The organism is Kitasatospora sp. NPDC015121 (genome assembly GCF_055562955.1).
Genome location: NZ_JBVHEH010000008.1, coordinates 126,606 through 140,741, shown reverse-complemented (window position 1 = coordinate 140,741; position 14,136 = coordinate 126,606). Strand labels below are relative to the sequence as shown.

Here is a 14,136-nt window from a genome sequence, read left to right as displayed (position 1 = left end):
AGCGCGGCCGGGGCGAATCAGGCCGGGTCAGGCGTCCACCAGGTACGGTGCGGCGCGTCCCTCGACGAGGGTCAGGCCGTGACCGGGGGCGCCGTCCGCGCCGGGGGTGACGGTGCCGCCGGACGGGTCGAGGGTGCCGTCGAAGAGCAGCGACTCGACCCGGACGTGGTCGTGGAACCACTCCAGGTGCCGGACGGTGGCGGCCCGGGCGGCGGCCGCGTGCGCGTGGGCGTGCGGCGAGCAGTGCGCGGACAGCTGGACGCCGCAGGCTTCGGCGACGGACGCGGCGCGCAGGAAGCCGGTCGGGCCGCCGCAGCGGGTGGCGTCGGCCTGCAGGCAGTCCACGGCGGGGGCGAGCCGGGCGAAGTAGCGCGAGTCGTCGCCGTACTCGCCGGCCGCGACGTCGGGGGCGACGGCGGCGCGGACGGCGGCCAGGGCGGCCGGGTCGTCGGAGGGGACCGGCTCCTCGAACCAGGTCACGCCGTCGTCGGCGAACGCCGCCGCCAGCCGGATCGCCCGCTTCGCGGTGAACGCGCCGTTGGCGTCGACGTACAGCGCCGCGTCCGGGCCGATCGCGGAGCGGGCGACGGCGATCCGCTCCAGGTCGCGCTCGGGGCGGCCGCCCCACGACTCGCCGATCTTGATCTTGACGCGCGGGATGCCCTGCTCCTCGACCCAGCCGCGCAGCTGCCGCTCCAGCACCCGGTCCGGGTACGTGGTGAACCCGCCGCTGCCGTACACCGCGACCGGCCGGGGCCGCCCGCCCAGCAGCCCCACCAGCGGGACGTCCAGCAGCCGCGCCGCCAGGTCCCACAGCGCCAGGTCGACGGCGGACAGCGCGTACGTGCCCAGGCCCGGCCGGCCGGCGTTGCGCAGCGCCCGGCGCATCGCCTCGTACGCGCCCGCCGTGTCGAGCGCGTCGCGGCCGAGCACCACCGGTCCGAGCTGTTCGCGGACCAGCGCGGCGGTGGCGGGCACGCCGTACGTCCAGCCCAGGCCGGTGGCCGGCCCGCTGCCCACCTCGACCAGCACCAGGGTGGTGGAGTCCCAGGCGAGGGTGGCGTCGGCCTCGGGGCGGTCGGTCGGGACGGTGTACACCCGCGCCGTCAGCCATTCGATCGGATGGTCGGTCCACATGACTGTCACTCCGTCCGTCGGTGCGGGGTCCGCAGCCCCCGGCGGGCCCCGGCGGCGAGCACGCCCGCCGCCCGGTCGACCAGGGCCATGATGGTCAGCGCCGGATTGGCGGCGCCCTGGGTCGGCAGCACGCTGCCGTCCGTGATCAGCAGGTTCGGCACCGCGAAGGAGCGCAGGTCCCGGTCGACCACGCCGTCCTCGGGCCGGGCCGCCATCCGGCAGCCGCCGACCAGGTGCGCGTACCGGTCGATGGCGATCACCTCACTGGCGCCGGCCGCCACCAGGACCGCCTCCATCGCGCCGCGCGCCGCCGCGATCAGCTGCCGGTCGTTGTCGCACTGCGAGTAGGAGAAGTGCGCCACCGGCAGCCCGTGCCGGTCCTTCTCCGCGGCCAGCGTGACCCGGTTGCCGGCCTGCGGCAGCAGCTCGGCCAGCCCGCCGAGCGTCGCCCAGTGCACGTAGTCCGACAGGTAGTGGCGCAGGTTCGCGCCCCAGTGGCCCTGGGCGACCACGTGCTCGGCCCAGGTGATCGGCAGCGGCGAGACGGTCTGGATCGTGAAGCCGCGCCGGTACGGCTTGGCCGGGTCGGTCTCGTAGAACGCCTCCGTCGACACCTCCGGCGGCGGCGCCTTGTACGCCCGCACCTCCTGCTCGAAGCGGCCGGAGACCTGCGGCGCGCCCTGCACCATCACGTACCGGCCGACCTGGTCGAAGTCGTTGCACAGGCCGTCCGGGAAGCGCCCGCTCGCCGAGTTGAGCAGCAGCCGGGGCGTCTCGATCGCGTAGCCGGCCACCGCCACCGTCCGGGCCCGCTGCAGGTGCTCGCGCCCGCCGCGCAGGTAGCGCACGCCGCGCGCCAGCCCGTCCGGGCCGAGCTCGACCGCGCAGGCCATCGCGTCGGCGCGGACCTCCACGCCGTGCGCCAGCGCGTCCGGCAGGTGGGTGATCAGCGGCGAGGCCTTCGCGTTGACCTTGCAGCCCTGCAGGCAGAACCCCCGGTACACGCAGTGCGGACGCCGCCCGAACCGGCCGTTGCTGATCGCCACCGGCCCGACCCGGGCCTCCAGCCCGAGCGCCGCCGCCCCGCGCAGGAACACCTCCCCGTTGCCGCCCACCGGGTGCGGCGCGTGCGGGTACGCGTGCGGCTCGCCCCACGGCCAGTACTGCCCGGCGACCGGCAGCTCCGCCTCCAGCCGTTCGTACGGGCCGCGCAGGTCGTCGTAGGTCAGCGGCCAGTCCGCGCCGACCCCGTCACGGCTGCGGGTGGCGAAGTCGGACGGGTGGAAGCGCGGCGCGTACCCCGCGAAGTGCACCATCGAACCGCCCACCCCGCGACCGGAGTTGTTCGACCCCATCGGCACCGGGTCGGAGCCGGACAGCACCCGCGGCTCGGTCCAGTACAGCTGGTGCGCGCCGTACTCGTCGCTCACCCAGTCCCGCAGCGGGTCCCAGAACGGGCCCGCCTCCAGCACCACCACCGACCAGCCCGCCCGGGCCATCCGCTGCGCCAGCACGGTGCCGCCCGCGCCGCAGCCGACGATCACCAGGTCGACCTCGTCCGCGTCCCGGTGCCGGCGCATCCGCTCCACCAGCCGCCGGTCGAAGCCCAGGCCGTCCGGCGGCAGCAGCCAGGCGGAGGCGTTGCGCCGCCGCACCGCCCGCTGCCGCCGGGTGGTCTGCCGCAGCGTGGCCAGCGCGGCCCGCGCCTCGCCGTGCCGCCCGGGATCGGTGACGGCGGGCAGCGGCGGCGGCTCGGGCGGCTCGGCGGCCGGCCGCCGCTCCGGGTGCGCGTCGGCCACCTCCCACCGCTCGCGCCGCCCGACGCCCAGCCGGGCGTACCCCGACGGGAACGCCGGGCCGCCGAAGCCGATCTCGTTCCAGGCCGCCGGGTGGGAGTAGTACGCGGTGCACGCGTAGCGCGTCCACAGGCTCCACACGTGCTTCGCCGGCCAGCCGTGCCAGCGCTCCGCCCGGCGCACCTTCTCCACCAGGCCGTCCTGGAGCCGCTCCGGCAGCTCGGCGAAGGTGCGGCGGCCCGGCAGCGCCCGGGCGTCCTCGTCCAGCGCCCGCACCGTCTCCGGCCAGGCCCGGTCGTCGGGCGGCAGGTCGGCGTAGTGCCAGCCGTCGGTCTCCCGCTCGGCCAGCCGGGCGTCGATCACCGTCAGCAGGTCGACCGGCGGGTGGTCCAGCAGCCGCTCCAGCAGCGCCCGGGCGGCGGCCTCCTCGGCGGGCGCGAACAGCCGCAGCGGCGGACGCGGACCCGCCACCCGCGAGGTCACCAGCGCGGCGGTCACCGGGTCCCAGTGCGGGCGGCGCGCCAGCGCGTCGTAGCCGGGGAACCGGCCCCGGTACTCCGGTCCCTGCGCGCTCATGCCCGCCCCTCGCGCCGCAGCACCGCCGCGACCAGGCCCATCCCGCCGACCATGCCCAGCAGCAGCGGGGCGAACACCGGCGGGCCGGTCTCCAGGTTGAACCGGGCCATCCGCCAGCCGCCCGGCTTCCGGGCCACCCCGCGCACGTGCAGCCAGAACCCCTGCAGCCCGTTCGCGGCGATCGCCGCCGAGGCCAGCGGCAGCAGCGTCCGGGCCGCCCGCGCGTCCACCGCGCCCGCGACGCCCGCCGCCGCGCCGACCGGGCCCAGCACCACCGGCCACCACATCATCCGGTTCCCGAACCCGGCCCGGTCGTGCTCCAGGTAGATCTCGGCGGCGGCCACCACCGAACCCGCGCCGGTCGCCAGGGCCAGCGACCGCTGGAACCGGCCCTCGCGGACCGCCGCCAGCGGCCCGGTCACGACCTGCTCCGGTGCGGCAGCAACTCCGCGAGCTTCGCCCGCAGCCCGCGCTTGACCACCGCCGCCCGGTCGCTGTCGCCGCGCAGCACCGACTCGGCCGCGTCCTTGATCTGCGCCCACTCGGCGTGCGGCGGGATCGGCGGCACCGCCGGGTCGGTGCGCACGTCCAGCACGCACGGCCGGTCCGCGCCCAGCGCCCACTCCCAGGCCGCCCGCACCTTGCCCGGCTCCTCGACCCGCAGCCCGCGCAGGCCCACCGACTCGGCGAAGTCCGCGTACCGCACGTCCGGCAGCTGCTGCGAGGGCAGGAAGCTCGGCGCGCCCTGCATCGCCCGCATCTCCCAGGTCACCTGGTTCAGGTCGTGGTTGTTCAGCACGCACACCACCAGCCGCGGGTCGCTCCAGCGCTCCCGGTAGCGGGCGATCGTGACCAGCTCGGCCAGCCCGTTCATCTGCATCGCGCCGTCGCCGACCAGCGCCACCACCGGCCGGTCCGGGTGCGCGAACTTCGCGCCGATCGCGTACGGCACGCCCGGGCCCATGGTCGCCAGCGTGCCCGACAGCGAACCGCGCATCGTGCCGCGCATCCGCAGGTGCCGGGCGTACCAGTTCGCCGCCGACCCCGAGTCGGCCGTCACGATCGCGTCCTCGGGCAGCAGCGCGTCCAGCGCGTGCACCAGGTGCTCCGGGTTCACCGGGTCGGCGGGCACCTTCGCCCGCTCCTCCATCACGTCCCACCAGCGCGCGGTGTTCTTCTCCACCCGCTTGCGCCAGCTCCGGTCCTTCTTGCGGTGCAGCATCGGCAGCAGCCGGTCCAGCGTCGCCGCCGCGTCCCCGACCAGGTTCACCTCGTACGGGTAGCGCAGCCCCACCATGAACGGGTCGGCGTCGATCTGCACCGCCCGCGCCTGGTCGAACTCCGGCAGGAACTGGCTGTACGGGAAGCTCGACCCGACGGTCAGCAGCGTGTCGCAGTCCCGCATCAGCTCGTACGAGGGCCGGGTGCCCAGCAGGCCGATCGACCCCGTCACGTACGGCAGGGTGTCCGGCAGCACGTCCTTGCCGAGCAGCGCCTTCGCCACCCCCGCGCCCAGCACCTCGGCCACCTGCTCGACCTGCCGGCGCGCCCCCCGGGCGCCCTGCCCGACCAGCATCGCCACCTTGCCGCCCGCGTTCAGCACCTCGGCGGCCCGCGCCAGCTCCCCCGGGTCCGGGACGGGGTGCGAGCGCGGGATCCCCAGGCTGGACGGCACCATCTTGAACGCGTGCTCCGGCGCCTGCTCGGGCAGCTCCTGCACGTCCGCCGGGATGATCACGGCGGTCACGGTGCGGTACGTCGCGGCCGTCCGGAACGCCCGGTCCAGCACGTTCGGCAACTGCTGCGGGACGGTCACCATCTGGCAGTACGCCGACGCCACGTCCTTGTACAGGCTCAGCAGGTCCACCTCCTGCTGGTACGACCCGCCCATCGCGCTCCGGTCGGTCTGCCCCACGATCGCCACCACCGGGACGTGGTCCAGCTTGGCGTCGTACAGCCCGTTCAGCAGGTGGATCGCCCCCGGCCCGGACGTCGCCACGCACACGCCCACCCGCCCGGAGAACTTGGCGAACCCCACCGCCTCGAACGCCGCCATCTCCTCGTGCCTGGCCTGCACGAACGCCGGCCGGTCGTCCGCCCGCCCCCAGGCCGCCAGCAGCCCGTTGATGCCGTCCCCCGGGTACCCGAACACCTGCTCCACGCCCCACTCCCGCAAGCGGGCGAGCACCTGGTCAGCCACAGTCCTGGACACGGGACGTTCCTCCTTCACGCACGGCGAACTCCGTCGCCGGGCGTCTGACCCTCCCGTCCGGGCGGAAACACCGCGCCGCTTCCGCTCCGGCGCGGTGTTTCCGCCCGGGCGGGGCGGTCAGAGCTCCCTGATCCGGGCCTCCAGCAGGCAGAACACGTTGCCCTCCGGGTCGCTGAGAACGTGCCACGACTCCTCGCCGGTCTGTCCGATCTCGGCGGGACGGGCGCCGAGGGCCAGCAGCCGCTCCAGCTCGGCGGCCTGGTCGCGGTCGGTCGGGCTGACGTCGATGTGCAGCCGGGGCAGGCCGGGCACGGGCTCGGCCTCGGGGCTCAGGACCAGCGTCGGCCGCGCGCCGCCGAAGCCCTCGCGCGGGCCGAGCTCGACGCTGCCGTCCTCCTCGCGGCCGAGCACCACGAAGTCGAGCACCTCGCACCAGAACCGCGCCAGCGCCTCGGGCTCGCGGCAGCCCAGGACGAGTTCGCTGATCCGACAGGCCATCGACGGAACCTGCTTCCGGTGGGGAGGTGACGGGCAGTCGACCGTACCCGCGGCACCACCCAGCCGCGAGGGGTTTTCCGGCCCCCGCGTGTCGCGGCGAGGCCGCCCCGGCCCGTCCCGTCAGCCCCGGACCACGGCGAGCAGCCAGAACAGCGGTGTCAGGACCAGGCCCAGCAGGCCCGCGCCGACCAGCACCGCCAGCCAGGTGAAGACGTAGCCGTCACCGCTCCGGGCCCGCCCCTTGCGAGCGGAGGCGAGCAGCCAGAGGGCGGGCAGGCCCAGGGTCGAGGACGTCCATCCGGCGAAGGCGACGTACTCGCCGGCGGTGACGGGCGAGGGTTCGTACGCCCGGCCGCCGACCTCCCGGACCTCCACCCGGGTGCCGACCCGGTGCCGCTCGGTGGCCCCGCGCAGCGTCATCGGGCGGGACGGCGCACCGACCGGGAGCGACGGGGCGTACCGGCCCTCGCAGCTGACGTCGGTGCTCTCCACCTCCTCGTAGCAGGCCGAGGTCACGTAGCCGCCGGTCGGGCCCGCGAGGCCGCTCAGCGCCAACAGCTGCCCGCCGAACAGCAGCCAGGTCACCACCACCACGGCCGCCAGCCACAGCACGGCGAAGGCGCCCGCCACCCGCCAGGGCCACGTCCGGCCCAGCCACTCCACCCCGCGCATGCGCCATCCCCCGCTCCCGGACCCGCTCCAGGGCGCCCTACCCCCCGGTGGGACCGAACAACCTTGCGGAGATGCGGAGTTGCCCGCCCCGGGATCGGGACGGGCAACCGGTGTCCGCTCGGAGCGGCCGTGCGAGGCGGTCGGGCGGGCCGGCCGGGCCCGGCTGCGGCTACGGGCTCGGCTGCGGGACCGGGTCGGGGTGGGGCGCGGGGTGGAAGGGCGGCCCGGTCCGGTCCGGGGGCTCCAGCGGCTCCGGCGCGGGGTCCGGCTGCCGCGGGTCCGGGCCGGGGCCCGGCGGCTGCGGGTCCGGCGCGGGGTCGGGGCGGCCGGGGCCGGGCGGGCCGGGGTTCGGGGGCTGCGGGTCGTGCGGGACCGGCGGGGCGAGCGGCGGGTCCGGGTCCGGCAGCGGCGGGGTGGGGGAGAGCGGGCCGGGCGGGTCGGTCGGCCGGGGCGGCGCGTCCGGCGGGTCGGGCGGGCGGACGTCCGGGTCGGTGGGCGTCGGCACGGTCAGCAGGGGCGTCCCGGTCATCGGGTCACCGCCCGAGCGCGTGCGCGAGCTGGGCCTTGGTCATCTTCGAGCGGCCGTCGATGCCGCGCTGCCGCGCCTCGTTGTAGAGCTGCTGGTACGTCGGCCCCCCGGCGCCCCGGTGCGAGCGCTTGCCGCCCCGGTGTCCGGAGGAGACGTCGTGGGTGGAGCTGCGGCTCGCCGTCCGGCTCTCGCCGTGCCGCGCGCGTTCCTTGTTGACGGTGCGGGCGGCGATCTCCTCGGCGCGCTTCTCGCTCGCGCCGCGCTCCAGCTGGCTCTCCTTGATGTGCTCGTACTGGCGCTCACGCTTGGGGCTCGAACCGGCGGGCATGACCGGACTCCTCTCGTCGTGGGACGGGTCGCCCGGCACGCCTACCCGGCCCGCGGCGGACGAATCAGGTGAATCGGGCGAATCGGGTTCGCGGCGGGCGGGGCGGGTATGAATGAGAACGCCACGCCGAGCGCGCACCGCCCGGCGCGGCCGGCCCGCGAAGGGCCGCCACGCCACGGCACGCGAGCCGCGTGTCGGGAGCCGTCGCCTGAAGAAGCCGGGTTCCACGGTTCTCCGCCCGCCCCGTCGCCGTCCCGCCGCCGCGCGGTCGCCGGTGCCGGACGATCCGCCCCGATCCTGGTCGGGGTCCGACCGTCCGCCCTCCGGCGCGCCCGCCGCCCGGGGCGCTGGGGCAGGTCCCACCGCACCCGGGAGATGACTCCCCGTGACCACCCGTACCGTGACCCGTACCGCCACCCATCCGGCCGCACGCTCCGCGCGGGCCGCCGTCGACGAGGTGGTGGACCCCACCCACCGGCCGAGCCCGCGCGAGATGCGCGCCATGGGCAAGTACGAGGCGCGCCGGCTCAGCGACGCGCTGTTCCGCCGCCTGGCCGAGCTGCCGCCGGAGGATTCCACCCACAGCTACGTCCGGGGCACCCTGATCGAGCTGAACATGCCGCTGGTGCGGTTCGTCGCCGCCCGGTTCCGGCACCGCCCCGAGGAACTGGACGACATCATCCAGGTCGGCACCGTCGGACTGATCAAGGCGGTCGACGGCTTCGATCCGGAACGCGGCGTCGAGTTCGTCACGTACGCGATCCCCACCATCTCCGGCGAGATCAAACGCTTCTTCCGCGACACCTCGTGGCCGCTGCGCGTCCCGCGCAGCGTGCAGGAGCGCTACCTGGCGGCCGCCCACGCCTCCGACCGGCTCGAACAGTCCCTCGGGCGGCTGCCCGACACGGCCGAGCTCGCCGCCGAACTGCACGTCACCGAGGAGGAGGCCGCCGAAGGACTGGAGGCCGGCCGGCTCTGCCGCTGCGACTCCCTCGACTCGCTGCGCGAGGACGACTCCGACGACGCCGGCAGCGCCCTGATCAACCGGCTCGGCAGCTGCGACCCCGAACTGGAGGTCGCCGAACTCCGGGTGATGGCACAGCCGTTCCTCAACCGGCTGCCCGAGCGGGAACGCACCGTGCTGCTGCTGCGGTTCTGGGGCGGACTCACCCAGAGCGAGATCGCCACCGAGATCGGCGTCTCCCAGATGCACGTCTCCCGGATCCTCTCCGCGACCCTCGCCGGGCTGCGCGAACGGATCGAGGGCGCCCGGCCGGACGACGAGGGGGAGGACGAACGGGACCGCGGGGCGGGGTGCGGAGCCGCCGGTTGAGTTCCGGGCCGCCGGGTAGCCGCGACCCGGTGGCCACCCCAGGGTGCAAGGACCCGACACCGTTCGGCAGGAGGTGTTCGAACCGTGGACGAACAGCCCCGCGCGGAACCGGGCGCCGACCCGGACCCCGGCACCGGACCCGGCGGCGGGCCGGGGGACCCGCTCACCGTCGCACTGCACCGCCCGCCCGGCGCGCTGGTCGTGCGGCCCGAGGGCGAACTCGACCACGACAGCGTCGGCCCGCTGCGCGACGCCCTGGAGCAGGCCGTCGCCGACCCGCCCGGCCGGCTCGTGGTGGACTGCGGCGGCCTCGACTTCTGCGACTCCACCGGTCTCAACCTGCTGCTGCGCGCCCACAGCGCCGCCCGGCGGGCCGGCCTCCCGCTGTTGCTGGCCGCTCCCGGACCGATGGTCGCCCGGGTCCTGGAGATCACCGGCGCGAACGAGGTGCTGGACGTCCGCGCCACCGTCGAGGACGCGCTCGCCGCGGCCGCGCCGCCGGGGGAGCGGCCGGGCCCCGACACGGCCGGGGCGGCGTGATGGACGCCCACCCGCCCGGCCCCGACCGGACCGCCCCCGCCGGGACGGAACGCCGCAGCCTGCCGCTGACCGCCGCGCCCGGGACGGTCGCCCGGGGCCGGGAATTCACCCGTTCGGCGCTACGGGAATGGGGTTGGCTGCCCGCGCCGGACGCCGCCCGGCGGGCCGCCGCCGAGGACGTGCTGCTGATGACCAGCGAACTGGTGACCAACGCCTGCCAGCACGCCGCCGGCCCCTACCGGCTGGAGCTGACCAGGAGCGGGCCGCTGCTGCGGGTCGCCGTCCGGGACGCCGACGACCGGCCGCCGGTGATGCGCCCGGCCCGGGTGCCCGCCCGGCCCGGCGGCTACGGGCTGCGGGTGGTGGACCGGCTGGCCCTCGCCTGGGGGTGCGAGCCGGTGCCGGGCGGCGGGAAGACCGTCTGGCTGGAGGTGCTCCGTCCACCGGGCGAGGACGCCACCGCCCCTCCGGCGGAACCCTGAACGCGGAAGTGCCACAGTGGAGGCAGGGCGCGGCCCCGGTCGGGACCGCGCCGTGCTCCCGGAGGTTCCCCGAGACGCTCGGAGCCGAGGTGGTGGTCACGTGGACAGCAGCATCCCCGACCCCGGGCGGCCGCACCCGCCGCCGCCCGCCGACGAAGCCCCCGAACACGCGCGGGCGGACGACGGCGCCGCGCCGGCCACCGCGTCCCCCGACGGTGCCGCGCTGCGCCGCCTGCTGGCGGGCCTGACCGCCGTCCGGGACGGCGACCTCACGCTGCGGCTGCCGGACGCGCCCGGTGTGCTGGGCGAGATCTCCGGCGTCTACAACGACATGGCCGAGCGGCTGGCCCGGCTGAACGCCGAGGTCACCCGGGTCGCCCGGGAGGTCGGCACCGAGGGCATGCTCGGCGGGCAGGCGGAGGTGCCGCAGGCGCACGGCGCCTGGCGGGAGCTGGCCGACTCGGTGAACGCGATGGCCGGCAACCTGACCTCGCAGGTCCGCAACATCGCGCAGGTCACCACGGCGGTGGCCCGGGGCGACCTGACCCGGAAGATCGACGTGGATGCGCGCGGCGAGATCCTGGAGCTGAAGAACACCGTCAACACGATGGTGGAGCAGCTGAGTTCGTTCGCCGCCGAGGTCACCCGGGTCGCCCGCGAGGTCGGCACCGAGGGGATCCTGGGCGGTCAGGCCGACGTCCGGGGCGTCTCCGGGACGTGGCGCGACCTCACCGACAGCGTCAACTTCATGGCGGGCAACCTGACCGCGCAGGTCCGGTCGATCGCCCAGGTCGCCACCGCCGTCGCGCGCGGCGACCTGACCCGGAAGACCGACGTGGTGGCCCGGGGCGAGATCCTGGAGCTGAAGAGCACCGTCAATACGATGGTGGAGCAGCTGAGTTCGTTCGCCGGCGAGGTCACCCGGGTGGCCCGCGAGGTCGGCACCGAGGGGATCCTGGGCGGTCAGGCCGACGTCCGGGGCGTCTCCGGGACGTGGCGCGACCTCACCGACAACGTCAACGTGATGGCCTCCAACCTGACCGGCCAGGTCCGGTCGATCGCCCAGGTCGCCACCGCTGTCGCGCGCGGCGACCTGTCGCAGCGGGTCACCGTCGAGTCGGAGGGCGAGGTCGCCGCGCTGGCCGGAGCGTTGAACACCATGGTGGACACCCTGTCGGCGTTCGCCGACGAGGTGACCCGCGTCGCCCGCGAGGTCGGCACCGACGGCACGCTCGGCGGCCAGGCCCGGGTGCCGAACGTCGCGGGCACCTGGAAGGACCTCACCGACAGCGTCAACTTCATGGCGCACAACCTGACCTCGCAGGTCCGCAACATCGCGCAGGTCACCACGGCGGTGGCCCGGGGCGACCTGACCCGGAAGATCGACGTGGACGCGCGCGGCGAGATCCTGGAGCTGAAGAACACCGTCAACACCATGGTGGAGCAGCTGAGTTCGTTCGCCGCCGAGGTCACCCGGGTCGCCCGCGAGGTCGGCACCGAGGGCCGGCTCGGCGGCCAGGCCGAGGTGGAGGGCGTCTCCGGCACCTGGAAGCGCCTGACCGAGAACGTCAACGAGCTCGCCGGGAACCTCACCCGGCAGGTCCGCGCGATCGCCGAGGTGACCAGCGCCGTCACCGCCGGCGACCTGACCCGCTCGGTCACCGTCGACGCCTCCGGCGAGGTCGCCGACCTCAAGGACAACGTCAACGTCATGGTGGAGTCGCTGCGCGAGACCACCCGCGCCAACCGCGAACAGGACTGGCTGAAGACCCACCTGGCCCGGCTCACCGCCCTGATCCAGGGCCGCCGCGAACCCGCCGCCGTCGCCGAGCTGCTGATGGACGAACTCTGCCCGCTACTGGAGGCCCAGTACGGCACCTGCTACCTCGCCGAGGACACCGAGGACGGCACGGTGCTGACCCGCGCCGCCGCCTACGGCCACCACTACGCCGACACCCCGCGCCGGTTCGGCCTCGGCGAGTCGCTGATCGGCCAGGCCGGCCACAGCCGCCGCCCCATCGCGATCAGCGAACTCCCGCCCGGCTACGCCGAGATCGGCTCCGGCCTGGGCTCCGCGTCCCCCCGCGAACTGCTGATCCAGCCGATCACCATGGAGGACCGGCTGCTCGGCGTGGTCGAGGTCGCCACCCTGCACCACTTCACCGACCTGCACCGCGACTTCCTGGAACGCCTCGCCCAGGACATCGGCACCACCCTGGCCACCCTGCTGGCCAACGCCCGCACCGACGAACTGCTCCGCGAGTCCCGCCGGCTCACCTCCGAACTCCGGGCCCGCTCCGAGCAGTTGGTCGACGGCCAGGAGGAGCTGCGGCGCTCCAACGCCGAACTCGGCGAGAAGGCCGAACTGCTGGCCGCCCAGAACCGCGACATCGAGGCGAAGAACCTCCAGATCGAACAGGCCCGTCGTGAACTGGAGGAACGGGCACGCCAGTTGACCCGCACCTCGATGTACAAGTCGGAGTTCCTGGCGAACATGAGCCACGAACTGCGCACCCCGCTGAACAGCCTGCTGATCCTGGCCCAACTGCTCGCCCAGAACGCCGAGGGCAACCTCACCGGCAAGCAGGTCGAGTACGCCGAGGTGATCCGCTCGGCCGGCTCGGACCTGCTGCAACTGATCAACGACATCCTCGACCTCTCCAAGGTCGAGGCCGGCAAGCTCGACGTCACCGTCGAACCGTTCGAGCTGCGCGAACTGCTCGACTACGTCGACACCACCTTCCGCCCGCTGGCGGCGGAGAAGGGCCTCGACTTCCGGATCACCGCCGCCCCCGGCGCCCCCGAACACCTCCACACCGACCAGGCCCGACTGCGGCAGATCCTGCGCAACCTGCTCTCCAACGCGGTGAAGTTCACCGACCGCGGCTTCGTCGAGCTCGCCGTCGAACCCGCCCGGCTCGGCGAACTCCCCACCGAGCGCCGCGACCTGGCCGCCGTCGCGTTCCGCGTCCAGGACTCCGGCATCGGCATCGGCGCCGACCACCTGGAATCCATCTTCGGCGCCTTCCAGCAGGCTGACGGCACCACCAGCCGCAAGTACGGCGGCACCGGCCTCGGCCTGTCCATCAGCCGCGAACTCGCCCGCCTGCTCGGCGGCGCCGTCAGCGCCGAATCCTCGCCCGGCGAAGGCAGTTGCTTCACCCTGCTGCTCCCCGCCGCCCGCACCGACCCCGACGGCGCACCGGCGGACGCGTCGGAGGAGGACGCGGACGGGGAACGGCCCGCCGCCGAACACCGCATCCTGGTGGTCGAGCCCGATCCGCCCGGCCTGCTCACCCTGCTCGCCCGCAGCGGCGTCACCGGCCGCGACCCCGCCACCACCGTCGACAGCGCGGGCGACCCCGACAGCGCCCTCGCCGCCCTCGACCGGACCCCGCACGACCTGGTCGTCCTCGACCTCGGCCTGCCCGGGGACGGCGCCCGCACCCTGCTCGCCGCCCTCGAACAGCGCGGCTCCCCGGTCCCCGTCCTCGGCCACACCGGCGGCGCCGAAACCACCCCTCCGGCCGCCGACCGGCTGGAGACCACCACCGGCCTGGACGAACTGCGCGAACGCATCGCCAAGGCCGCCGCCCCGCCCGACACCCCGCCCGCCGCCCCGGCGGCCCGGGCCGGAACCCCGCCGCCCGGCCGCCTCGCCGGGCGGACCGTCCTGGTCATCGACGACGACCCGCGCAACGTCTACGCCCTCAGCACCGCACTCGAACTCGAGGGCGCCACCGCCCTGCACGCCGCCAACGGCCGCACCGGCCTCGCCCTGCTGCGCGCCCACCCCGAGACCGACCTCGTGCTGATGGACCTGATGATGCCCGAACTCGACGGCTACGCCGCCACCGAGGCCATCCGCGCGGGCACCGACCACCCCACCGTCCCGATCGTCGCCGTCACCGCCAAGGCCATGCCGGACGACCGCGCCCGCAGCCTCGCCGCCGGCGCCGACGACCACCTCACCAAACCCGTGGACGCCACCGAGCTGATCGCCACCGTGCAGCGCTGGGTGGAGGGCTGACGT

At 75.3% G+C, this 14,136-nt stretch carries 12 protein-coding genes; 4 read left to right on the top strand and 8 right to left on the bottom strand.

What is annotated here, in order from left to right; all coding sequences use genetic code 11:
- Nucleotides 1-27: 27 nt before the first annotated feature.
- The 8 genes from ACZ3J7_RS13955 to ACZ3J7_RS13920 all read right to left on the bottom strand — a co-directional run bounded on the left by ACZ3J7_RS13955 (nt 28) and on the right by ACZ3J7_RS13920 (nt 7,748).
- Nucleotides 28-1,137 (bottom strand): enolase C-terminal domain-like protein, encoded by a 1,110-nt coding sequence (locus ACZ3J7_RS13955; protein WP_465620236.1) that lies wholly within the window; start codon nt 1,135-1,137, stop codon nt 28-30.
- A gap of 5 nt (nt 1,138-1,142) precedes the next feature.
- Nucleotides 1,143-3,509 carry a GMC family oxidoreductase gene (locus ACZ3J7_RS13950; RefSeq protein ID WP_465620233.1) on the bottom strand — a complete coding sequence of 789 codons (2,367 nt, stop codon included), beginning with the start codon at nt 3,507-3,509 and terminating at the stop codon, nt 1,143-1,145.
- A complete protein-coding gene (locus ACZ3J7_RS13945) occupies nt 3,506-3,931 on the bottom strand; it encodes a hypothetical protein (RefSeq protein ID WP_465620230.1) in 426 nt (141 codons plus the stop codon). The genes ACZ3J7_RS13950 and ACZ3J7_RS13945 overlap by 4 nt, the downstream gene beginning before the upstream one ends.
- A complete protein-coding gene (locus ACZ3J7_RS13940) occupies nt 3,928-5,721 on the bottom strand; it encodes a thiamine pyrophosphate-requiring protein (protein ID WP_465620228.1) in 1,794 nt (597 codons plus the stop codon). The genes ACZ3J7_RS13945 and ACZ3J7_RS13940 overlap by 4 nt, the downstream gene beginning before the upstream one ends.
- A 117-nt stretch (nt 5,722-5,838) precedes the next feature.
- A complete protein-coding gene (locus tag ACZ3J7_RS13935; RefSeq protein ID WP_465620225.1) occupies nt 5,839-6,219 on the bottom strand; it encodes a VOC family protein in 381 nt (126 codons plus the stop codon).
- Nucleotides 6,220-6,339: 120 nt separating this feature from the next.
- Nucleotides 6,340-6,891: a hypothetical protein gene (locus ACZ3J7_RS13930; RefSeq protein ID WP_465620223.1), complete on the bottom strand. Its 552-nt coding sequence runs from the start codon at nt 6,889-6,891 to the stop codon at nt 6,340-6,342.
- 169 nt (nt 6,892-7,060) lie between these two features.
- Nucleotides 7,061-7,420: a hypothetical protein gene (locus ACZ3J7_RS13925; protein WP_465620219.1), complete on the bottom strand. Its 360-nt coding sequence runs from the start codon at nt 7,418-7,420 to the stop codon at nt 7,061-7,063.
- Between the two features lie 4 nt (nt 7,421-7,424).
- Nucleotides 7,425-7,748 carry a plasmid stabilization protein gene (locus ACZ3J7_RS13920; RefSeq protein ID WP_465620216.1) on the bottom strand — a complete coding sequence of 108 codons (324 nt, stop codon included), beginning with the start codon at nt 7,746-7,748 and terminating at the stop codon, nt 7,425-7,427.
- Between the two features lie 502 nt (nt 7,749-8,250).
- On the opposite strand from ACZ3J7_RS13920, the gene ACZ3J7_RS13915 reads away from it, so the two are divergent.
- The 4 genes from ACZ3J7_RS13915 (at nt 8,251) to ACZ3J7_RS13900 (ending at nt 14,133) form a co-directional block, all read left to right on the top strand.
- A complete protein-coding gene (locus ACZ3J7_RS13915; RefSeq protein ID WP_465620541.1) occupies nt 8,251-9,081 on the top strand; it encodes a SigB/SigF/SigG family RNA polymerase sigma factor in 831 nt (276 codons plus the stop codon).
- An 84-nt stretch (nt 9,082-9,165) separates the two neighbouring features.
- Complete coding sequence (locus ACZ3J7_RS13910; RefSeq protein WP_465620215.1) at nt 9,166-9,621, top strand: STAS domain-containing protein; 456 nt, start codon at nt 9,166-9,168, stop codon at nt 9,619-9,621.
- A complete protein-coding gene (locus ACZ3J7_RS13905) occupies nt 9,621-10,103 on the top strand; it encodes an ATP-binding protein (protein WP_465620213.1) in 483 nt (160 codons plus the stop codon). Before ACZ3J7_RS13910 ends, ACZ3J7_RS13905 begins: the two co-directional genes overlap by 1 nt.
- Before the next feature lie 223 nt (nt 10,104-10,326).
- Complete coding sequence (locus ACZ3J7_RS13900) at nt 10,327-14,133, top strand: HAMP domain-containing protein (protein WP_465620539.1); 3,807 nt, start codon at nt 10,327-10,329, stop codon at nt 14,131-14,133.
- Nucleotides 14,134-14,136: the final 3 nt, after the last annotated feature.